19 protein-coding genes are annotated in these 20,924 nt (G+C 69.2%); 12 read left to right on the top strand and 7 right to left on the bottom strand.

The window, feature by feature from the left end; genetic code table 11:
- Nucleotides 1–17: 17 nt before the first annotated feature.
- Nucleotides 18–746, bottom strand: a complete 729-nt coding sequence (locus H7J06_RS25250; RefSeq protein WP_264042220.1) for an amino acid ABC transporter ATP-binding protein — start codon at nucleotides 744–746, stop codon at nucleotides 18–20.
- Between the two features lie 159 nt (nucleotides 747–905).
- On the opposite strand from H7J06_RS25250, the gene miaB reads away from it, so the two are divergent.
- On the top strand, nucleotides 906–2,447 hold the full coding sequence (gene miaB / locus H7J06_RS25245; protein ID WP_264042219.1) for a tRNA (N6-isopentenyl adenosine(37)-C2)-methylthiotransferase MiaB: 1,542 nt from the start codon (nucleotides 906–908) through the stop codon (nucleotides 2,445–2,447).
- A complete protein-coding gene (locus H7J06_RS25240; protein WP_264042138.1) occupies nucleotides 2,444–3,064 on the top strand; it encodes an Rv2732c family membrane protein in 621 nt (206 codons plus the stop codon). Before miaB ends, H7J06_RS25240 begins: the two co-directional genes overlap by 4 nt.
- On the opposite strand, the gene H7J06_RS25235 is transcribed toward H7J06_RS25240, so the two are convergent.
- The gene (locus H7J06_RS25235) at nucleotides 3,061–4,395 is read right to left on the bottom strand and encodes a DUF349 domain-containing protein (RefSeq protein ID WP_264042137.1); all 1,335 of its coding nucleotides are present in this window, start codon (nucleotides 4,393–4,395) and stop codon (nucleotides 3,061–3,063) included. The genes H7J06_RS25240 and H7J06_RS25235 overlap by 4 nt on opposite strands.
- Before the next feature lie 191 nt (nucleotides 4,396–4,586).
- Here H7J06_RS25235 and H7J06_RS25230 point away from each other — a divergent pair, with 191 nt between their 5' ends.
- The 5 genes from H7J06_RS25230 (at nucleotide 4,587) to H7J06_RS25210 (ending at nucleotide 10,190) form a co-directional block, all read left to right on the top strand.
- Entirely contained in the window at nucleotides 4,587–5,276 is a 690-nt protein-coding gene (locus tag H7J06_RS25230; RefSeq protein WP_264042136.1) for a class III extradiol ring-cleavage dioxygenase family protein, read from the top strand.
- Nucleotides 5,276–6,202 carry a tRNA (adenosine(37)-N6)-dimethylallyltransferase MiaA gene (gene miaA / locus H7J06_RS25225; protein ID WP_264042217.1) on the top strand — a complete coding sequence of 309 codons (927 nt, stop codon included), beginning with the start codon at nucleotides 5,276–5,278 and terminating at the stop codon, nucleotides 6,200–6,202. The genes H7J06_RS25230 and miaA overlap by 1 nt, the downstream gene beginning before the upstream one ends.
- Nucleotides 6,203–6,206: 4 nt before the next feature.
- A complete protein-coding gene (gene dapF, locus H7J06_RS25220) occupies nucleotides 6,207–7,085 on the top strand; it encodes a diaminopimelate epimerase (protein ID WP_264042135.1) in 879 nt (292 codons plus the stop codon).
- Between the two features lie 47 nt (nucleotides 7,086–7,132).
- The gene (gene hflX / locus H7J06_RS25215; protein ID WP_264042134.1) at nucleotides 7,133–8,530 is read left to right on the top strand and encodes a GTPase HflX; all 1,398 of its coding nucleotides are present in this window, start codon (nucleotides 7,133–7,135) and stop codon (nucleotides 8,528–8,530) included.
- Nucleotides 8,531–8,810: 280 nt separating this feature from the next.
- Entirely contained in the window at nucleotides 8,811–10,190 is a 1,380-nt protein-coding gene (locus H7J06_RS25210) for a DEAD/DEAH box helicase (RefSeq protein WP_264042133.1), read from the top strand.
- Here H7J06_RS25210 and H7J06_RS25205 read toward each other — a convergent pair.
- Entirely contained in the window at nucleotides 10,187–12,502 is a 2,316-nt protein-coding gene (locus H7J06_RS25205) for a molybdopterin guanine dinucleotide-containing S/N-oxide reductase (protein ID WP_264042132.1), read from the bottom strand. The two genes, H7J06_RS25210 and H7J06_RS25205, sit on opposite strands and share 4 nt — an antisense overlap.
- Nucleotides 12,503–12,634: 132 nt before the next feature.
- Between H7J06_RS25205 and H7J06_RS25200 the strand changes: the two genes are divergently transcribed.
- Nucleotides 12,635–13,795 (top strand): acyl-CoA dehydrogenase family protein, encoded by a 1,161-nt coding sequence (locus H7J06_RS25200; protein WP_264042131.1) that lies wholly within the window; start codon nucleotides 12,635–12,637, stop codon nucleotides 13,793–13,795.
- Between the two features lie 150 nt (nucleotides 13,796–13,945).
- Nucleotides 13,946–15,934 carry an LGFP repeat-containing protein gene (locus H7J06_RS25195; RefSeq protein ID WP_264042130.1) on the top strand — a complete coding sequence of 663 codons (1,989 nt, stop codon included), beginning with the start codon at nucleotides 13,946–13,948 and terminating at the stop codon, nucleotides 15,932–15,934.
- A gap of 16 nt (nucleotides 15,935–15,950) precedes the next feature.
- On the opposite strand, the gene lexA is transcribed toward H7J06_RS25195, so the two are convergent.
- Nucleotides 15,951–16,619: a transcriptional repressor LexA gene (gene lexA / locus H7J06_RS25190; protein WP_264042129.1), complete on the bottom strand. Its 669-nt coding sequence runs from the start codon at nucleotides 16,617–16,619 to the stop codon at nucleotides 15,951–15,953.
- A 189-nt stretch (nucleotides 16,620–16,808) separates the two neighbouring features.
- Here lexA and H7J06_RS25185 point away from each other — a divergent pair, with 189 nt between their 5' ends.
- Together H7J06_RS25185 and nrdR are read left to right on the top strand one after the other, a co-directional pair.
- Entirely contained in the window at nucleotides 16,809–17,264 is a 456-nt protein-coding gene (locus H7J06_RS25185) for a LysM peptidoglycan-binding domain-containing protein (protein WP_264042128.1), read from the top strand.
- Nucleotides 17,265–17,350: 86 nt separating this feature from the next.
- Nucleotides 17,351–17,812, top strand: a complete 462-nt coding sequence (gene nrdR, locus H7J06_RS25180; RefSeq protein WP_264042127.1) for a transcriptional regulator NrdR — start codon at nucleotides 17,351–17,353, stop codon at nucleotides 17,810–17,812.
- Nucleotides 17,813–17,816: 4 nt separating this feature from the next.
- Here nrdR and H7J06_RS25175 read toward each other — a convergent pair whose 3' ends face one another.
- The 3 genes from H7J06_RS25175 to H7J06_RS25165 are packed head-to-tail and all read right to left on the bottom strand — an operon-like array spanning nucleotide 17,817 to nucleotide 20,596.
- The gene (locus tag H7J06_RS25175) at nucleotides 17,817–18,515 is read right to left on the bottom strand and encodes a PhzF family protein (RefSeq protein WP_264042126.1); all 699 of its coding nucleotides are present in this window, start codon (nucleotides 18,513–18,515) and stop codon (nucleotides 17,817–17,819) included.
- A gap of 33 nt (nucleotides 18,516–18,548) precedes the next feature.
- Nucleotides 18,549–19,571: an alpha/beta fold hydrolase gene (locus tag H7J06_RS25170; RefSeq protein ID WP_264042125.1), complete on the bottom strand. Its 1,023-nt coding sequence runs from the start codon at nucleotides 19,569–19,571 to the stop codon at nucleotides 18,549–18,551.
- A 41-nt stretch (nucleotides 19,572–19,612) separates the two neighbouring features.
- Nucleotides 19,613–20,596, bottom strand: a complete 984-nt coding sequence (locus H7J06_RS25165) for a proteasome assembly chaperone family protein (RefSeq protein WP_264042124.1) — start codon at nucleotides 20,594–20,596, stop codon at nucleotides 19,613–19,615.
- Between the two features lie 148 nt (nucleotides 20,597–20,744).
- Between H7J06_RS25165 and H7J06_RS25160 the strand changes: the two genes are divergently transcribed.
- Nucleotides 20,745–20,924: hypothetical protein (locus H7J06_RS25160; RefSeq protein WP_264042122.1), on the top strand; the 180-nt coding region annotated here is incomplete at its 3' end.

Raw genomic sequence — 20,924 nt, 5'->3', positions numbered from 1 at the left:
TCCTTTCGCCGAAGCGTTCAGTGGTTGAGGATCTTGCCGAGGAAGTCCTTGGCGCGCTCGGATTTCGGGTTGGAGAAGAACTCCTGGGGTTCGGCGTCCTCGACGATCGCACCGTCGGCCATGAACACGATCCGGTTGGACGCGCGGCGGGCGAAGCCCATCTCGTGGGTCACCACCACCATCGTCATGCCCTCCTCCGCGAGGGAGGTCATCACGGCCAGCACCTCGTTGATCATCTCGGGATCGAGGGCACTGGTCGGTTCGTCGAACAACATCACCTTGGGTTGCATCGCCAGCGAACGGGCGATCGCCACCCGTTGCTGCTGACCACCGGACAGTTGCGCCGGGTACTTGTCGGCCTGGTTGGCGATCCCGACGCGCTCCAACAACGACATGGCCGCCGCGTGCGCCGCGTCCTTGGACGACTTGCGCACCTTCATCGGCGCGAGGGTGACGTTTTGCAGAATCGTCTTGTGCGCGAACAGATTGAACGACTGGAACACCATGCCGACGTCCGACCTCAGCTGCGCGAGCCTGCGGCCCTCCTCGGGCAGCTTCTCACCGTCGATCTCGATGGAGCCCGAGTCGATCGGTTCGAGGCGATTGATGGTGCGGCACAACGTGGACTTGCCCGAACCCGACGGGCCCAGCACCACCACGACCTGGCCGCGGTTCACCTCGAGGTTGATGTCCTTGAGGACGTGAAGGCTGCCGAAATGCTTGTTGACGCCCTTGATTGAGATCATCGGCACGGTCGTCGGAGTCGGCTCGAGTGGGTCGGCCTCCGACTGGTCGGTCTGCATGCGCACAGACCTTACCCAGGTAACGATCAGCTGGCAGGGCTCTGGACAATCCGGGAAGTTTGGATGCGGCTGACCCCGCCGTACCATTGGAGGGTGACTTCGATGGTGGCCAATGGTGCGCCCGTGCGCACCTTCCAGGTACGGACCTACGGCTGCCAGATGAACGTGCACGACTCGGAGCGGCTCGTCGGTCTGCTCGAGCAGGCGGGCTACCAGCGGGCCGCCGACGGGGTCGACGCCGACGTCGTGGTGTTCAACACCTGCGCGGTGCGCGAGAACGCCGACAACAAGCTGTACGGCAACATCAGCCACCTGGTACCGCGCAAGGAAGCCAACCCCGACATGCAGATCGCCGTCGGCGGATGTCTGGCGCAGAAGGACCGTGACGCCGTACTGAAGCGGGCGCCGTGGGTCGACGTGGTCTTCGGCACCCACAACATCGGGTCGCTTCCGGCGTTGCTGGATCGCGCCCGGCACAACAGGGTGGCCCAGGTCGAGATCGTCGAGTCGCTGCAGGAGTTTCCCTCCACGCTGCCGGCGTCCCGCGAATCGTCTTATGCCGCTTGGGTTTCCATTTCCGTTGGGTGCAACAACACCTGCACGTTCTGCATCGTCCCGTCGCTGCGCGGCAAGGAGACCGACCGGCGTCCCGGCGACATCCTCGCCGAGGTGCAGTCGCTGGTCGACCAGGGCGTGTCGGAGGTCACCCTGCTCGGGCAGAACGTCAACGCCTACGGCGTCTCGTTCGCTTCGGACGAGCGCTTGCGCGAGGACCCGACGATGTGGCAGGAGCTGCCGACCGACCGCGGTGCCTTCGCCAAGCTGTTGCGTGCCTGCGGGCGAATCGACGGCCTGGAACGCGTGCGGTTCACCTCCCCGCACCCGGCCGAGTTCACCGACGACGTGATCGAGGCGATGGCGGCCACCCCGAACGTGTGCCCCACGCTGCACATGCCGTTGCAATCCGGCTCGGACCGCATCCTGCGCGCCATGCGCCGGTCCTACCGCGCCGAGCGGTACCTCGGCATCATCGACCGCGTCCGGGCCGCCATCCCGGATGCCGCCATCACCACCGACCTGATCGTGGGCTTCCCCGGCGAGACCGAGGACGACTTCGCCGCCACCCTCGAGGTGGTCGAGCGGGCGCGCTTCGCCAGCGCGTTCACGTTCCAGTACTCCAAGCGGCCGGGAACCCCCGCCGCCGAGCTTCCCGATCAGCTACCGAAGGCCGTCGTGCAAGAGAGATACATGCGTCTGATCGAACTCCAGGAACGAATCTCGCTGGAGGAGAACGTCAACCAGATCGGCACGCGAGTCGAACTCCTCGTCGCCACGGGGGAGGGCCGCAAGGACGTCGCCACCGCACGCATGTCCGGTCGGGCCCGCGACGGCCGACTGGTGCACTTCGCCCCCGGCGAGCGGGACGTCCGGCCCGGCGACGTCGTCACCACCACCGTGACCAGCGCGGCGCCGCACCATCTCATCGCCGACGCCGTCCTCCTCGAGCACCGCCGCACCAAGGCCGGTGACGCCCACGAGGCCGGTCGCCAGATCACCACGGGCGGCACGAAGGCCGTCGGTCTCGGACTTCCCAGCATCGGCATGCCGCCCGCTCGGCCCGTGGTGGCGGGGTGCAGCCGATGAGCCGCGACAAGCGCAACGAGCCGAACTTCGACGAGTTCAAGGGCGACCTCGAAGACGCCGAACGCCGGGTGGCCCGCGAAATCGACCCGGGCGCACGGGCTTTGGTGGTCGCCGTGCTGGTGTTCGTCATCCTGTTGTCGTTCGTGTTGCCGCACACCGGCAGCGCGCGTGGCCTCGACGTCCTGGTCGGCTCCGACGCCGCGATTCGCGAGGCGATCGCCCTGCCGTCGCGCGTGTTCACCTGGCTGATCTTGATCTTCAGCGTCGGTTTCTCGATCCTCGCGCTGCTGACCCGCCGCTGGGGCCTGGCCTGGGTCGCGCTCGCCGGCTCGGCCGTGGCGTGTCCCATCGGAATGTTGGCGGTGTGGTCGCGTCAAACGGTGGCCGAGCCGCATCCGGGCCCCGGCATCGGGCTGATCGTCGCGTGGATCGCCGTGATCCTGCTGTCGTTCCACTGGGCCAGGGTGGTCTGGTCACGCACGGCGGTGCACCTGGCCGCCGAAGAGGAACGGCGCAGGCTGGCGACCGAACGGCAGGGCAAGGGGCTGCTCGACCTCGACGAACGCCCCGACCAGGGAATCGGCCCCGCGAGGCCGGCGCCCGAGCCCGGCTCCTAGCGCTTCTTGCCGAGCGCCGCGACGGCAGCCTCGGCCCACTCCCGCCACTGCGTGGCACTGGCCCTGGCCTGCTCGGCGTCCTTGGTGCGACCGGCAGCCTCGGCCTTGGCGGCCTGCTGCTCGTACTGCTCGGCGCGGAGCCGGAACTGGTCGGCCCTGGCCTGCGCCTCCGGGTCGGTGCCCCCGCCGGTGGACGCGGTGTCGCGAACCTTCTTCTCGACGGCCTTCATGCGGCGCTCGAATTCCGGGGCGCGCTCGCGCGGGACCTTGCCGACGGCGTCCCACTTGGCGCCGATCGTGCGCAGCGTGGCCCGGGCGGCCTCGGCATTGGAGAGGTCGATGGCCTCGGCCTCGACGAGGAGCGCCTCCTTGATCGCGGCGTTCGCGTCGAACTCCGCGTCGCGCTCGGCGTTGACGGCGTTGCGGGCCTTGAAGAACTTGTCCTGGGCGGCCTTGAACCGCTTCCACAGGGCGTCGTCGACGTCCTTGGCGGCGCGGCCGGCCGCCTTCCACTCCGTCAGCATGTCGCGGAACGTGGCCGCGGTCGCACCCCAGTCGGTCGAGTCGGACAGCTGCTCGGCGCGTTCACACAGCGCCTCCTTGGCCTGGCGGGTGCCCACGCGTTCGCGGTCCAGCTCGGCGAAGTGCGAGCCGCGACGCCGGTTGAACGTCTCGCGGGCCGCCGAGTAGCGCTTCCACAGCGCGTCGTCGGTCTTGCGATCCAGGCCCGTGACGGTGCGCCATTCGTCGAGGATCTCGCGCAGCCGGTCACCGGCGGACTTCCACTGTGTCGCGTTGGCGGCGATGTCCTCGGCCTCCGCGGCCAGGGCCTCCTTGCGCGCGGTCTGCGCAGCGCGGTGCTCGTCGCGCTTCTGCCGTTCCTCGGCGGCATGGGAGTCGGCCTCCTCGACGATGGCGGCGAGCCGGGCGGCCAACGCGTCGACGTCGCCGAGGACCGACGCCGTCGGCAGGGTCTCGGCCAGCGCGGCGGCGGCGGACTTGATCTTGCGGGCGTCACCGGAGCCGGAGGCGAGCCGGCGTTCCATCAGCGCCACCTCGGTGGCCAGGTCGTCGTAGCGACGCCCGAAGTGTGCGTAGGCCGCCTCGTGCTCGCCGGCCTGCCAGGAACCGACGACGCGCTCGCCGTCGGCGGTGGTCAGCCACACCGTGCCGTCGTCGTCGACGCGGCCGAAGCGGTGCGGGTCGCCCGACGGTGGCGCCACCACGGCGGCCGGTGCGGCGCCTGGGCGCGGAGCGGGGCGCGGAGGTCCTGGCCTGGGCACGGGCTTGGGTGCGGGCTTGGGTGCTTCGCGTGATTCACCTGTGGTCATGTTCTCGAACCTCGTGCCCTCCGCGTGGGTGACCCACGCTCCTGCCGCGCAACGCGGCGCCTGTTAGCGGTGCTCCTGATGGCTTGCTCCACCCGACATTGAAACAGGTCGGACCGGGGCGTGCCCACGGCTTTGCACGAGCAGTTGCCCTCGGCGGGTTCACCGGCCGCCGGACTGGCTAGCGTGAGGGCGTGCTCACCGCCATCGCCCTCGTCCCGTCGGCGCCCGTCCTGGTGCCCGAACTGGCCACCGGCGCGGCCTCTGAGCTGCAGGATCTGACGGCGGCGGTGGCGCAGGCGGCCGCCGAGCTGCCCGACCGCTGGTTCGTCGTCGGCGTCGGCGCGAGCGACAACGTGATCGGACCCGGGACGACCGGGACCTTCGGCGGCTACGGCGTCGACGTGCGCGTCGCCCTGTCCGAGCGGGCCGGCGCCGCGCCGAAGCCCCTGCCCCTGTGCGCCCTGGTCGCGGGCTGGGTGCGCACCACGTACGCACCCACGGCCAGTGCCGAGGTCTGGGTCTACGCCGCCGACCACGAGGTCGACGCCGCACTCGCCAGGGGCCGGGCCCTGCGCGCCGAGGTCGACGCCGTCTCCGAGCCCGTCGGGGTCCTGGTGGTCGCCGACGGGGCGAACACGCTGACCGCGTCGGCGCCCGGCGGTTACGACCCCGCGTCCGTCCCGGTGCAAGCGGCCTTGGACGACGCACTGGCGGTGGGCGACGCCGACGCGCTGACCCGGCTGCCGGACGTCGTCGTGGGCAGGGTGGCGTTCCAGGTGCTGGCCGGTCTGGTCGGATCCTCGGCGTGGCAGGTGAGCGAGCTGTACCGCGGCGCGCCCTACGGCGTCGGATACGCCGTCGGGACGTGGCGGCCGCGGTGATCCGGCCCATCGCCGTGGTCGGACCGACCGGCACGGGCAAGAGCGCACTGGCGCTGGACCTGGCCGAGCGGCTCGGCGGTGAGATCGTGAACGCCGACGCCATGCAGCTGTACCGCGGCATGGACATCGGCACCGCGAAGCTGCCGGTTGCCGAGCGGCGGGGGATTGCGCACCACCAACTCGACGTCCTGAACGTCACCGAGACCGCGACCGTTGGCCGGTATCAAACTGCCGCCACCGCGGACGTCGAGGCCATCCTGGCCCGCGGGGCGGTGCCGGTGATCGTCGGCGGGTCGATGCTGTACGTCCAGTCCCTGCTCGACGACTGGGCATTCCCGGCCACGGATCCCGAGGTGCGGGCTCGGTGGGAGGCCCGGCTCGCCGCGATCGGCGTGTCGTCTCTGCACGGGGAGCTGGCGAGCGTCGACGCCGAGGCCGCAGCGTCGATCCTGCCGACCGACGGTCGTCGCATCGTGCGCGCGCTGGAGGTGGTCGAGTTGACCGGCCAGCCGTTCGCGGCCAGCGCGCCGACGATCGGCGAACCCCGCTGGGACACCCTGATCGTCGGATTGGATTGGGAGACCGAACGTCTCGACGAACGGCTACGACGCCGAACCAACGCGATGTTCGACGACGGTCTGGTCGACGAGGTGACGGCCCTGTGCGAGCGCGGCCTGCGCGACGGGGTGACGGCCGCACGTGCCCTGGGGTACGCGCAGGTACTCGAGGCGCTTGCCGAGACGGCCTCGGAAGGGGGAGCCGACGCCGCGATCGCCGAGGCCAGGACGCGGACCTTCATGGGCACCAGGCGATACGTGCGCCGGCAGCGGTCGTGGTTCCGTCGTGACCATCGCATCCACTGGCTCGACGGGTCCGACCCCGGCAACCTCGACGCCGTCCTCGCAATCCTGCAACACGTATCCTGAGCAGGTGATGTTCGCCAAGGGACACGGTACGGAGAACGACTTCGTCGTGCTGCCCGACGTCGGTGCCCGCCTGGCGCTGACGCCGAGCGCGGTCGCCGCGCTGTGCGACCGCCGCCGCGGCCTCGGCGCCGACGGCATTCTGCGGGTGACCACGGCCGACGCGGCGCTGGCCGCCGGCGTCCTCGACCGGATCCCCGAAGGCGTCGGCCCAGGGGACTGGTACATGGACTACCGCAACGCCGACGGATCCGTCGCCCAGATGTGCGGCAACGGCGTGCGGGTGTTCGCCCACTATCTGCGGGTCAGCGGGCTCGAGCAGCGCGACAAATTCGTCGTCGGCTCGTTGGCCGGGCCACGCCAGGTGGTGCTGCGCGACGTCACCGACCTGGCCGCGGACGTGACGGTCGACATGGGCAAGGCCAACCAGTTCGGCATCGGCTCGGCCGTCATCGGGGGAGCGGGGGGTCGCCGCTTCACCGGAGTGGCCGTAGACGTCGGCAACCCCCACCTCGCATGCGTGGACGGATCCCTCACCGCCGCGGAGCTCGCCGACCTCGACGTCGCCGCGCCGGTGTGGTTCGACGCCGCGCAATTCCCCGACGGCGTCAACGTGGAGGTGCTCACCGCCCCGGTCGACGACGCCGTGTCGATGCGTGTGCACGAACGCGGAGTGGGCGAAACACGTTCGTGCGGAACGGGAACCGTTGCGGCGGCGGTCGCCGCCCTGAGCCATCGGGGCGACGAGACGGGCACGCTCGCCGTGCGGATTCCCGGTGGCGAGGTCACCGTGACGATCACCGACACCACCAGCTATCTGCGCGGACCATCGGTGATGGTGGCTCAGGGCGAGCTGTCCGACGACTGGTGGCGAGCCCAGCTGTGAATATTCGGATGCATGACACCACCTAAAGGGGCAACATCTCCAATTACATGACCACTCCCAGACTGCCCAGCACGGGCGAACTCGACCTCGACGACCGTTCGGCACTGCGCCGGGTGGCGGGCCTCTCGACCGAGCTAACCGACGTCACCGAAGTCGAATACCGACAACTGCGCCTCGAACGCGTCGTCCTGGTCGGCGTCTGGACCGACGGCACCGCCGCCGACGCCGACGCCAGCATGGCGGAGCTGGCCGCGCTCGCCGAGACGGCGGGCTCCGAGGTGCTCGAAGGCATGGTGCAGCGCCGTGACAAGCCCGACGCGGGCACCTACATCGGCTCGGGCAAGGCCAAGGAATTGCGCGACGTCGTCGTGGCCACCGGCGCCGACACCGTCATCTGCGACGGCGAACTGACCCCCGGACAGCTCAACGCGCTCGAGAAGGCAGTCAAGGTCAAGGTCGTCGACCGCACCGCGCTGATACTCGACATCTTCGCCCAGCACGCCACCTCCGCCGAGGGCAAGGCGCAGGTCGCCTTCGCGCAGATGGAGTACATGCTGCCGAGGCTGCGTGGCTGGGGCGAGTCCATGTCTCGCCAAGGTGGTGGCGCCGGCGGCAGCGGCGGCGGAGTGGGTACGCGCGGGCCCGGTGAGACGAAGATCGAGACCGATCGCCGCAGGATTCGCGAACGAATGTCCAAGCTGCGGCGCGAGATCAAGGACATGAAGAAGATCCGCGACACCCAGCGCGGGCGCCGGCTGCGCAGCGACGCGGCGTCGGTGGCCATCGTCGGCTACACCAACGCGGGCAAGTCCAGCCTGCTGAACGCGCTGACCGGCGCCGGGGTGCTCGTCGAGAACGCGCTGTTCGCCACCCTCGAACCGACAACGCGCCGTGGACATTTCGACGACGGCAGGCCGTTCGTGCTCACCGACACCGTCGGGTTCGTCCGTCATCTTCCCACCCAGTTGGTCGAAGCCTTCCGGTCGACGCTCGAAGAGGTCGTCGACGCCGATCTGTTGATCCACGTGATCGACGGCTCCGACGTGAACCCGCTGGCTCAGGTCAACGCCGTCCGCCAGGTCGTCAACGAGGTGGTACGGGAGTACGACATCGCCCCGCCGCCGGAGTTGTTGGTGGTCAACAAGACTGACGCCGCGACGGGTCTGGGCCTGGCGCAGTTGCGGCGCGCGCTGCCCGACGCGGTATTCGTCTCGGCCCGGACCGGCGACGGACTCGACCGGCTGCGCAGCCGAATGAGCGAGATGGTCGAGCCCACCGACGTGACCGTCGACGTCACCATCCCGTACGACCGCGGCGAGATGATCGCCCGCATGCACGCCGAGGGCCGGGTCGACGCCACCGAGCACACCGAAACCGGTACGCGGATCAAGGCGCGTGTTCCGGCGGCGCTGGCCGCCGCGCTTGCCGACTTCGTCACGTTGTAGGCCGCCGCGGCCGTTGCGGCCCGGGAGTGCGGTAGAGTTCGGGTCAATGTTGGTGTCGCCTCGCGCCGTCAACACGTCGTGGAACGCTCGATCTTCCCGGTGCCTTCAGTCACAGTGACGTGACTCACTGCATGCCGGCGATCAGTGCATTGCACTAGCTCTTCTCGCGGCGATCGATATTGCCCACCGGCAATCTCGCCCATCGAGCCACGTATTCGCCTGACCCATTTCGTCTAGCGCAGACGCGGCCGCACCCATGCCGGAAAGGCACTTCAGACACATGACTTCCGTAGAACCCACCTTCGAATCCCTCGGTGTGCCGGAGCGCGTCAGTCGCGTTCTCGCCGACCAGGGCATCGCCAGTCCGTTCCCGATTCAGACCGGCACGCTGCCCGACACGCTGGCCGGCCGCGACGTCCTCGGCCGCGGAAAGACCGGCAGCGGAAAGACGCTGGCGTTCTCGATCCCGCTGGTGTCACGTCTGGCCGGTGGCCAGCGACGGCCGTCCAAGCCCACCGGCTTGGTGTTGGCGCCCACCCGCGAGCTCGCCACGCAGATCACCGCCGTCATCCAGCCGCTCGCGGCCGCGCTCGGCATGAACGTCACCACCATCTTCGGTGGCGTGTCCCAGAGCCGTCAGGTGTCCGCGCTGCGGGGCGGCGTCGACATCGTGGTCGCCTGCCCGGGCCGCCTCGAAGACCTGATGAAGCAACGCCACATCTCGCTGGACGCCGTCCAGATCACGGTGCTCGACGAGGCCGACCACATGGCCGACCTGGGCTTCCTGCCCGGCGTGACGCGCATCCTGGCCGCCACCCCGGCCAACGGTCAGCGACTGCTGTTCTCGGCGACCTTGGACAACGGCGTCGACAAGCTCGTCAACCGCTTCCTGCGCACCCCCGTCACCCACTCGGTCGACGAGATCGACGCACCGCCGGTGGCCATGACGCACCACGTCTACCACGTCTCCGGCGCCGCCGAGAAGACGCAGCTGGTGCACCTGCTCGCCTCGGGCACCGGCCGCCGAATCCTGTTCATGCGCACCAAGCATCAGGCGCGCAAGCTCGCCAAGCAGCTCACCGACGCCGGGGTTCCGTCAGTGGACCTGCACGGCAACCTGTCCCAGCCCGCGCGCGATCGCAACCTCGCGGCCTTCAGCTCGGGTGACGCGCGCGTGCTCGTCGCCACCGACATCGCCGCGCGCGGCGTTCACGTCGACGACGTCGAACTGGTCGTCCACGTGGATCCGCCCGTCGAGCACAAGGCGTACCTGCACCGCTCGGGACGCACCGCGCGCGCCGGCAGCGCGGGCGACGTCGTGACCGTGGTCCTGCCCGAGCAGCGCAGGGACACCCAGCAGCTGCTGCGCAAGGCCGGCATTTCGGCCCAGCCGCAGCAGGTGCGGGCCGACTCGGCGAGTGTTCTCGAGCTCGTCGGCGAGATCGCACCGCACCGCGAGCCGCCGGAGCGCCCGGCCACGCCGCCGTCGTCGCGCGGCGGCAACCGCAGCACCGGTGGATCGGGCCGCGGCAACGGTTCTCCGTTCCGCGGCAACGCCGCCGGCGGTCGGCCGGGTGCCTCCAGTGGCGGCGCCCGTCGCGGTGGCGGCGGTCCTCGTCGTCCCCGGTCCGGCTCCGGTCGGGCCCAGACCAGCTCCTAGTCTCCGGTCGTCGGGCGGCCATCCGGTCGCCCGACGATCGTCGGCGGCTGATGTGCCCGCACCGGCGGCAACGCGCCGTCGAATCTCTCGACCTGCACCAGCACGTGAGCGCCGGTGCAGCCCTTGGCCAATGACGACGTTCCCACGTCCGCGGTCAGCACGTTGGGGTTGCCGTGCACGCACATCGCGTCGGGGTCGGCCGGGTCTTCGGGGTCGTACCAGGCACCGGTCGACAACTGGACCACGCCGGGTCGAAGGCCGTCGTCGGCGACGAGGCCGGCCAGGCACGAGCCGCGGTCGTTGAACACCCGCACCACCTCACCGGCGGTCAGGCCGCGGCCGAGGGCGTCGTCGGGATGCATGCGAATCGGTTCGCGCCCCTGAATCTTCGAGTCCAGGCTGGTCTTTCCGCCGTCGAGCTGACCGTGCAACCGCGTGGCCGGCTGGTTGGCCAGCAGGTGCAGCGGATATGCCGCCGCGCGGGGTCCGCGCAGCCATTCCTCCGGTTCGTACCACGTGGGATGGCCCGCGCAGTCGTCGTAACCGAATCCGTCGATGTCGTCGGAGAAGATCTCGATGCGCCCGCTGGGCGTGCCGAGTCGGTGGCCGACCGGATCGGCCCGGAAGTCGGCGAGCAGCGAGAGCCCGGTCTCGGTCGGCAGCACGAGGTGCCCGGCGGCCCAGAATTCGTCGAAGGTCGGAACCTCGAAATCGACCTGGGCCGACCACTTCTCGTACAGGTGCACCAACCACTCGCCGGCGGTGCGGCCCTCGGTGAACTGGTCGCCGAAGCCGAGACGTCGGGCCATCGCCGAGAACGTCGTGTAGTCGTCGCGGGACTGCGCGTACGGTGCGGCGAGAGCGGGCATCGCCATCAACCGAGGGTCGTTGTGCGATCCCGAGTAGTCGTCGCGTTCGAACGGCGTCGTCGACGGCACGACGACGTCGGCGTGCTTGGCCATCGCGGTCCAGTAGGGGTCGTGCACGACCACGGTGTCGACCCGTCCCAGCGCTCGCCTCAGCCGGGGGAGGTTCTGGTGATGGTGGAACGGGTTTCCGCCAGCCCAGTACACGCACTTGACGTCCGGATAGGTCAGCGTGCGGCCGTTGTAGTCGAACTGCTCGCCGGGGTGCAGCAGCATGTCGCTGACGGCGGCTACCGGGATGAACGTCGACACCGGGTTGAGACCCTGTGGCAGCGTGGGCAATCGGCAGCGAAGCGGGGCCATGCCGACTTCGTTCTGTGAGCCGTAGCCGTGACCGAACCCACCTCCCGGCAGCCCGATCTGGCCGAGCATCGCGGCGAGGGTCAGCCCCATCCACGGCGCCTGCTCGCCGTAGCGGACGCGCTGCAGCGACCAGCTCACCGTCACCATCGTGCGCGTGGCCGCCATCCGGCGGGCCAGCGCGACCAGCGCGTCGGCGGGCAGCCCGCTGATCTCGGCCGCCCACCCTGGGGACTTGGCCACGCCGTCGTCCAGACCCAGCAGGTACCGCTCGAACCGCGGATAGCCCGTGCAGTGGGTGGCGAGGAAGCCGCGGTCGGCGAGACCCTCGGTGGCCAGCACGTAGGCCAGGCCGAGCATGACGGCCACGTCGGTGCCGGGCACGGGTGCCAACCACTCGCAGTCGCCGGTGGTGTCGTCCCGCAGCGGGCTCACCGACACGATCCGGCCGCCGCGCTCGCGCAGCCGTTGCAGCGCCCGGCGCGTCGGATGCTCGGTGGTGCCACCGGAGTTCACGGCCGAGTTCTTCACTCCGATCCCGCCGAAGCCGACGATCAGCTCGGTGTTCTCCGCCACGACGTCCCACGCGGTGGAGCGTTGGAAGAGGTCGTCGTGGGTGCCGACGACGCGCGGCATGATCACGCCCGTCGCGCCCAGGCTGTAGGAGTGACGCGAGAAGGTGTATCCGCCAAGCATCTTCAGGAATCGGTGCACTTGGCTCTGGGCGTGGTGAAAGCGCCCGGCGCTGGCCCATCCGTAGGACCCGCCGTAGATCGCCTCGTTGCCGTGCAGGTCGACGATGCGCCGAAGCTCGTCGGAGAGCAGTTCGGTGAGTTCGTCCCAGGACACCGCGACGAACTCGTCGGACCCGCGCCGGGTGGTGGGGCCGGGGCCGTCCTCGAGCCACCCGCGGCGGATCGCGGGTGTCTCGACCCGCGACCGGTGCCGAATCGAGCCCGCGAGATTGCCGAGCAGGGGTGAGGGGTCGGCGTCGGCGGCGAACGGACGAACCGCGGCGATGTCGCCGTCGCGGACGTCGGCGGTGAACGCACCCCAGTGGGTGAGTGACGTCGAGTTCTTCGCCATTGCCCCGATCCTAGGGGGGTGGCCCCGTCACACGCGGGGCCACCGTGCGCCACGCTGCCGACGGCGTCAACCATCCGGTTGGGTGGTATATCGTCGAAGGCAAATCCCGCTTCGCCGATCCGGAGGTCATCCATGGGCGCCGTCAAGTACGACCGCACGCTGTTCGAGCCAGAGCACGACCTGTTTCGCGAGTCCTACCGCGCGTTCCTGGAGCGCCACGTCGCTCCCTTCCACGACGAGTGGGAGAAGAACAAGATCGTCGACCGGCAGGTATGGCTCGAAGCCGGCAAGCAGGGCTTCCTCGGCATGGCCGTGCCCGAGGAATACGGCGGCGGCGGCAACGACGACTTCCGCTACAACGTCGTCATCACCGAGGAGACCTCCGCCGGTCGCTACAGCGGACTGGGGTTCCCCCTGCAGAACGACGTCATGGCGCCCTACTTCCTGCGCCTGACCACCGAGGAACAAAAGCAGCGGTGGCTGCCCGGCTTCTGCTCCGGCGACTACATCACGGCGATCGCCATGACCGAGCCGGGCACCGGCAGCGACCTACAGGGCATCAAGACCCGCGCCGTCAAGCAGGAGGACGGCAGCTGGGTGCTCAACGGCTCGAAGACCTTCATCACCAACGGCGTCAACGCCGATCTGGTGATCGTCGTCGCGTGCACCGACCCGGAGAAGGGCGCGCTGGGCTTCTCGCTGCTGGTCGTCGAGCGCGGGATGGCGGGCTTCGAACGGGGACGCCACCTCGACAAGATCGGCCTCGACGCCCAGGACACCGCCGAGTTGTCGTTCACCGACGTGCACGTGCCCGCCGAGAACCTCCTTGGTGAGGAGGGGTCCGGCTTCGTCTACCTGATGCAGAACCTTCCCCAGGAGCGCATCAGCATCGCGGTCATGGCCGCCGCCGGCATGGAGGCCGTGCTCGACCAGACGTTGCAGTACACCAAGGACCGCAAGGCGTTCGGCAAGCCCATCGGCAGCTTCCAGAACAGCCGCTTCCTGCTCGCGGAGCTGGCGACCGAAGCCACGGTGGTGCGCATCATGGTCGACGACTTCGTGAGATTGCACCTCGAGGAGAAGCTGACCGTCGAACAGGCCGCCATGGCGAAGTGGTACGCCACCGAGGCTCAAGTGCGGCTCAACGACCGTTGTCTACAGCTGCACGGCGGCTACGGCTACATGCGTGAATACCCCGTCGCCAGGGCATTCCTCGACGCCCGCATCCAGACGATCTACGGCGGGACGACGGAGATCATGAAGGAGATCATCGGTCGTAGCCTGGGCGTCTAGCTAACTTTCCCTGGTCGTGTTCGACCAGCCCGTTGGCGCGACACATTCCCGGACGGGTTGGATATCCCTCAAGATGGACGTCGACTAACGCAAAGTTGACGCACGCGGAACTCACGGGAGTCCGGCGGAGCTCGTTGGGGAGGACACGTCATGACGGGGCTTGGAACCCGGCTCAGCAGGACGATCGGGCGCGCAGGCGTCGTCGTCATCGCGGTGGCGGCTGCCGTCCTGCTCGTCGCACCCCTCGCGGCGGCCACGCCGGACGCCGACGCCGACGCCGCCATCACGCAAGCCTGGGACGCCGGTGGCGGACCCACCGGACCGCTCGGCATCAAGGACGGCGGGGTCTATCCGATCGGAGCCGGCTTCGGCCAGAACTTCGCCGGCGGCAAGATCTTCTTCACCCCCGACACCGGCGCGCACGCCATGACCGGGGCGATCCTCGACGAATACCAGTCGTTGGGGGGCCCTGCCGACGGCGACCTCGGTTTCCCGACCATCGACGAGGGTGACGGCAAGGCGCCCGGCAGCCGCAACACGACCTTCAGCGCCGCCGATCGACCGGTGATCTTCTGGACCCCTGACACGGGCGCTCGAGTGGTCCGGGGCGCCGTCAACGCCGCGTGGGACAAGCTCGGCGGGTCGGCGGGGGTACTCGGCGTCCCCACCGACGACGAGGCGTACAGCGGTGACGACGTCAGCCAGACCTTCACCGGTGGCGAGATCACGTGGAATCGCAAGTCGAACGCGTTCACGACGACCCCGCCGGAGCTGGCCGACCAGCTCGCCGGACTCGAGATCCCCGGCGACGTGACGACGGCCATCGCCGCGGCGCGCCGTGCCGCGGGTGGGCCGCTGGGGCCCCTGGGTGCTCCCGACGGTGGGCAGTACGCCATCGGGTCCGACGGCGCTGGACAGAACTACGCCGGCGGCAAGATCTTCTACAGCCCGGCGACGGGCGCCAACGTCCTGACCGGCCAGGTGCTGGCCAAGTACGAGAGCGTCGGCGGGCCCCAGGGCGACCTCGGATTCCCCACCGGCGACGAGGCCGACGGTGGCCTCGCGCCGATGAGCAAGGTTGCCGGCTTCGCGGCCGACGACAAGCCGGTCATCTTCTGGACGCCCGACTTCGGTGCCGTGATCGTGCGCGGGGCGATGAACGCCGCCTGGACCAAGCTCGGCGGCGCGACCGGCCAGCTCGGCGCGCCCACGGCCGACCAGACCGCCGACGGCGACGTCGTCACCCAGAAGTTCAGCGGCGGCGCGATTTCGTGGAACAAGTCGACCAACGAATTCACCACCGAGCCGGCCAGCCTGCAGTCCCAGCTGAAGGGGCTGGAGGTGCCGGGTGCCAAGTCGCCGGAGGCGCCCGCGGCCACGGCCGCGGGTTCCGACGGCGGATCTCAGTGGTTCCGTCCCAGCCCGTGGTGGCTGCTGGGCATCGTGCCCGTCCTGGTCCTCGTCGGGGTGGTGACGGCGGCAGTGGTGTTGAACCGACGCCGACACGACCGTGCCCCCCTGGACGAGTTCGACGACGACGATTACGACGACGATGATCGGGACGAGCACTCCGGGCCGATTCCCGTGGGCGATTTTGGTGAGGGACGCAGCACGTGGGCGATGCCCGGCGACGAGCGCGGTGACCGCGCATCAAGGCCGGATGCCGACGGGCCCGACGGTTTCGTGGCCGATCTCTCCGCCGATCAGGACGCCATCGACACCGCGCCGACGCCCGTCGTCACGGCCGCCGAGGATGAACCGGAGGCGCCCTGGTTCTCCGACCTCGACGATCCGGATCCCGTCACGACGGCCGAGCCCGTCGTCGCGGTCGATCCGGTGCCCACCTCCGCCCCCGTCGTCGACGAGCCGGTGGTGCCGCAGGTCGAGCCGGAATTCGACAGTGGGCCACCCAGCGGGCGGCATGCGGCCATCCACTTCGAGGAACCCGTGGTGGCCGAGCCGTCGCTGCGGCTCGCCAGCGGCGGAGGCCGAGACGCCCCCAACGGTTATCCGATCAAGGCCGACACCAAGACGGGGCTGTACTGGACGCCCGACAGCGGTGGCTACGACGACGTCCAACCCGAAATCTGGTTCGCCAGTGAGGAATTCGCGCTGACGAACGGCTTCGCGAAGGGCTAGCGGAGGGTCCCGGGCTCTAGATCTTGCGGATCACGGTGACGACCTTGCCGAGGATGGCTGCGTCGTTGCCCGGGATCGGATCGAAGGCGGGGTTGTGCGGCATCAGCCACACCTGGCCGCCGGTGCGCTTGAAGGTCTTCACGGTCGCTTCGCCGTCGATCATGGCGGCCACGATGTCGCCGTTGTCGGCGACGTTCTGCTGCCGGATCACGACCCAGTCGCCGTCGCAGATCGCGGCGTCGACCATCGACTCGCCGACCACCTTCAGCAGGAACAGCGCACCCTCTCCGACGAGTTCCTTCGGCAGCGGGAAGACGTCTTCGACCGCCTCCTCGGCCAGGATCGGCCCGCCGGCGGCGATGCGGCCCAGGACGGGGACGAAGGTCGGGACGGGGAGCGCGTCGGACCCGGCGACGTCGGTGGTGACGGTTGGGGCCGGGAGCCGCGACGGATCGTCCACCGCGCGGACGTCGACCGCGCGCGGGCGGTTGGCGTCCCGGCGCAGGTAGCCCTTGCGTTCGAGCGTGCGGAGCTGGTGGGCGACCGACGAGGTCGAGGTCAGACCGACGGCGTCACCGATCTCGCGGATGCTGGGCGGATATCCGCGGGTCATCACCGAACTCCGGATGACCTCCAGGATGGTGCGCTGACGTTCGGTCAGAACCGTGTCGTTGCTCTCGCTCATGGCGCCGAATGTAGTCCTCCTCGGACTCGGAATCAAACATGTGTTCGACGCGTGTCGCGGACGGGGCGACGTGTCGGTGGGTGCCGCTAGCGTTTGCAACAGTTCGATCACGTGTTCTAGTCATCGAACACCTGAGCGATTAGTATTCGAACACAAGAGCGAATCGACCCCACTGGAAAGGCCCGCGAGATGACGATCATCACCCGAGAAGACCCCACCGACCTCGTCGTGCGGCCCATGCGGCCGGTGCGGCGGACGGCGGCCGGTGCGCGACGTGGTCCGCAACCCCACCGGCCGGCGGGTGCGCCGCTGCACTACCGCCGCACCGGCGTCCTGATGTCGCGGGCCTCCAACCGTCGCAAGAAGGTGACGCCGTTTGCGACCGTCGTCCTGGCGCTCGTCGCCGCGGGCATCACGGTATGGCTCGGGTTGATCGCGGAGATGGCGTCCCCGGAGTCGCCCGCCACCACGCCGCCCCGGCTGGCCGTGGTGCAGGTGCAGGCCGGCGAATCGCTGGAGCAATTGGCCCAACGGATCGCCCCCGACGCCTCGGTGGGGGCGGTCGTCGACGAGATCCGCGACCTGAACGAGTTGAAGACGGCGGCGGTCGACGCCGGCCAGACGCTCATCGCGCCGGTTGGGTGATCCACGGCATGCGCCGTCAAACTCGCTGCCGTGCAACGGTACGCTCGTATGCGACCGGAGTAGGTACGTGCGGCGAAGGAGCGGAGATGCACTGTCCGTTCTGTCGTAACCCCGACTCGAGGGTCGTGGACTCGCGCGAAGCCGATGAGGGCCAGGCCATTCGACGCCGCCGGTCGTGCCCGGAGTGCGGGCGTCGGTTCACCACGGTGGAGACCGCCGTCCTCGCGGTCGTCAAGCGCAGCGGGGTCACCGAACCGTTCAGCCGCGAGAAGGTCATCAAGGGCGTGCGGCGCGCCTGTCAGGGGCGCGACGTCGACGACGACGCCTTGAACCTGTTGGCGCAGCAAGTGGAGGACGCCGTACGGGCCGCTGGCTCCCCGGAGATCCCCAGCAACGAAGTGGGCCTGGCCATCCTCGGCCCACTGCGCGACCTCGACGAGGTGGCGTATCTGCGATTCGCCTCGGTGTACCGGTCGTTTTCGTCGGCTGCCGACTTCGAACGCGAGATCGAGGCGCTACGCGCCCACCGCGGCGTCGCGTCGACCTGACCACTTAGTCGAGTCGTCGGACGCCGTCGTCGACGACCCGGCCGGCCACCGTCACCCAGCCGTCCGCGCTCCAGCCCGTGCGCAACTCCGAACCCACGCCCTGGGTGATGATCAGGTCGCGGCTGAGGTGATCGGTGATGCGGACCGCGCCGGCGCCGGTTGCCTCGTCCTCTGGAATGCCGAGGTCGCTGGCGAACATTCGCGAGCGAATGCGTCCCTCCGCCTCGTCGATCCAGGCCCAGACGTAGTGCTCGACCGCGTCGCGGTAGTCGTCGGGATCGGCGGCGAGCACGTCGTCGACCGAGGCCATCTCGTAGATCGAGAAGTCCGGTGCCCAGTCCGCCCGCGCAGTGATCACGGTGAAGTCACCGTCGGCGTGGTCCTCGTAGGCGACGCGCACGACACCGGCGGGCACCTGGAGCGTGTTGACCGGGGTGCCGTGGCTCTTCAACCACCACGACGCACCCACCGTCGGGTGCCCGGCGAACGGCAACTCCACCGTCGGGGTGAAGACGTGTGCGGTCGTCGTCAGGGTGTCCGCAGCGGGCAAGTCGACGAAAATCGTTTCGCTGTAACCCAATTCGGCGGCGACCTGCTGTCGGTCCGCAGGTGCCACCAGGCTGGCGTCGACGACGCCGAGGGGATTGCCGTACTCACCGCCCGCGTTGGTGAAGACCCGCAACACGGTCACGTCCAAGGCCATGAACCGATGCTACGTGGCGGATGTCGCGGACGGTCAGGTAGCGCTGCGTTCGTCGGCGCCGAGCGCGTCGAGCACGGCGACGCGGGTGTCGATCGACCCGGTGAGGCCGCCTTCGCTGCTCCCGGAGCGCAGCAGATCGCGCAGCGCCTCCTGGTCGTAGACGGCGGGATCGGTGGCCCCGATGAACTTCTCGACGATTTCGACGAAGCGATCGGGGTCGTCGTGGAAGGGAAAGTGCCCGGACCCCTCGAAGACCTCGAGCTGGGCACCGGGCATCGCGGTGTGGGCCATGCGTGCGTGGCTGACCGGGATCACCGAATCGTGCGATCCCCAAATCAGCTGCACGGGAACGGATTCGGTCAAATAACATCGATCGAGCATCGTGACGACCTGTCCGCGCCAGTCGACCACCGCGCGCAGCGTCCTGGCGAAGGCGGAGGACGCCGTCGGCTCGGGCAGGTCGGCGAGAATTCGCAGCATGTCCGGAATGTCGCGCCCGACGCCGGTCGAACCGAGCACCGAGCCGCCGAGCCGCCCGACCAGCTGCAGGGCGGGCAGTACCAGCGGAAGGCGCAGCAGTGCCAGCGCCTCGGTACCCAGGGGGAGCGACGCGATGCGAAGCGCGACGTTGACGTCCTTGGTCACCCCGCCGGCCCCGACCAGGATCAGCCGTTCCACCAATTGCGGGAACTGGTAGGCGAACTGCATCGCGACGCCGCCGCCGAGCGAGTGACCGACCACGGTGACCCGCTCGACGTCGAGAACGCTGAGCAGGTCGCGCATCCCGTTGGCGTACGCCGCGACCGAATAGTCGGCGCGCGGCTTGTCGGACTTGCCGTGACCCAACAGGTCCGGCGCGATCACGGTGAACCTCTGCGCCAGCTTGGACTGCACCGTGCTCCACGTGGTGGAGTTGTCGCCGATCCCGTGGATGAGAAGGATGACTGGACCGGAACCGGCGATGCGGTACGCGCGCCGATAGCCGTGAATGGTCTTGTAGTGCAGCGTCGGCGTCAGCTCGCGCACCGGTCGCAGATTGGTCTTTCGCTCCGTCACGATCACCAACTCCGTCGTCGGGGCCCTGGTCAGGCGGCCAATCAAGACCTGGTGTCGCCGTCCCCGCCCGTGGAATCGTCTCCGGACTGCTCGGCGAGGAACTTCTCGAATTCGGCGCCGAGTTCGTCGCCACTCGGCAAGTCCTCGTCACGCGCCAGCAAGGATCGGTTCTCTTGGGCAGCAACGAAAGCATCGTACTGTCGCTCCAGCGCCGTCACCACTTGGGCGACCTCTTCGCTCGACGAGACCTGTTCGTTGATCTTGGTGTGGACCTCCATGCCCGCCTCGGCGAGCTGGCCGAGTGGCAGACGCAGGGACGCAGTCTTGGCAACCTGTTCCAGGAGCGCCTCGGCCGCCGGGGGGTAGTCCGTCTGCGCCAGGTAGTGCGGCACGTGGACGGTGTAGCCCACCGCGTCGTGACCGTGCTGGGTCATCCGGTATTCGAGCAGGTTCGACACGCTGGCCGGCACCTGAACCTCGCCCACCCACGGCTGGTGCTCGGCGATCAGTTCCTTGTCGACCGAGTGCGCCGTCATGGTGATCGGACGGGTGTGGGGCACGGCCATGGGGATGGTGCCCAGGCCGATGACCTGACGCACGCCCAGGCGCTCGGCCAGCAATCGGACGGCGGTGATGAACCGCTCCCACCGAAGATCCGGCTCCAGTCCCGCAAGGAGCAGAAACGGCGTGCCGACGCTGTCGTGCAGCGCGTACAGGTTCAGCTCGGGATCGTCGTAGTGGGTGAAGTGGTCGGTCTTGAACGTCATGAGCGGGCGACGGGAGCGGTAATCCAGCAACTCGTCGATCGCGAACGAGGCCACCAGCTCGGTGTCGAGGGAGTCCTTGAGGTGTGCGGCGGCGATCTTGATCACGTGACCGGCATCGGAGAACCCCTCCAGCGCGTGGATCATCACCGGTCCACGGCCGTCCTCGGACGACAACTGGGGAGCGGGGAACTCCAGCTCGTAGATGCCGGTGTGCTCTGGTTGGTAGTGCTGTCCCGGATTTTCTGGGTGTTCAGCCATGCGGCCTCGCCTCCTCGTGACCTCTAGTGTCCCGCACTTCACCGATCCCGCCAGTGCGGCCCCACTGATCGGTGGAACACCCGGTGGGTGCGGACCCATTCCGCCAAACTCGGCCCCGTCCGGATTCGTCGGGCAAGATCGGGTGATCATGCGCCATGCCAGGTACGTTCTGCTCGTCTCCGTGGTGGTCCTGGCGGCGGCCTGCGGCGGCCCCGTCACCCCGCGGCAGGCCACCGCGGCCGGCGCGGCCGCGGCAGGCCACCGCGGCCGGCGCGGCCGCGGCCCCGGAGAAGAGGTTGGCCCAGTTGGCCCCATGGGTGGCCACGTT

This window comes from Mycolicibacterium hodleri (assembly GCF_025822245.1).
GTDB classification, from domain to species: domain Bacteria; phylum Actinomycetota; class Actinomycetes; order Mycobacteriales; family Mycobacteriaceae; genus Mycobacterium; species Mycobacterium hodleri.
This window is presented reverse-complemented; position numbering and strand designations above follow the sequence as displayed.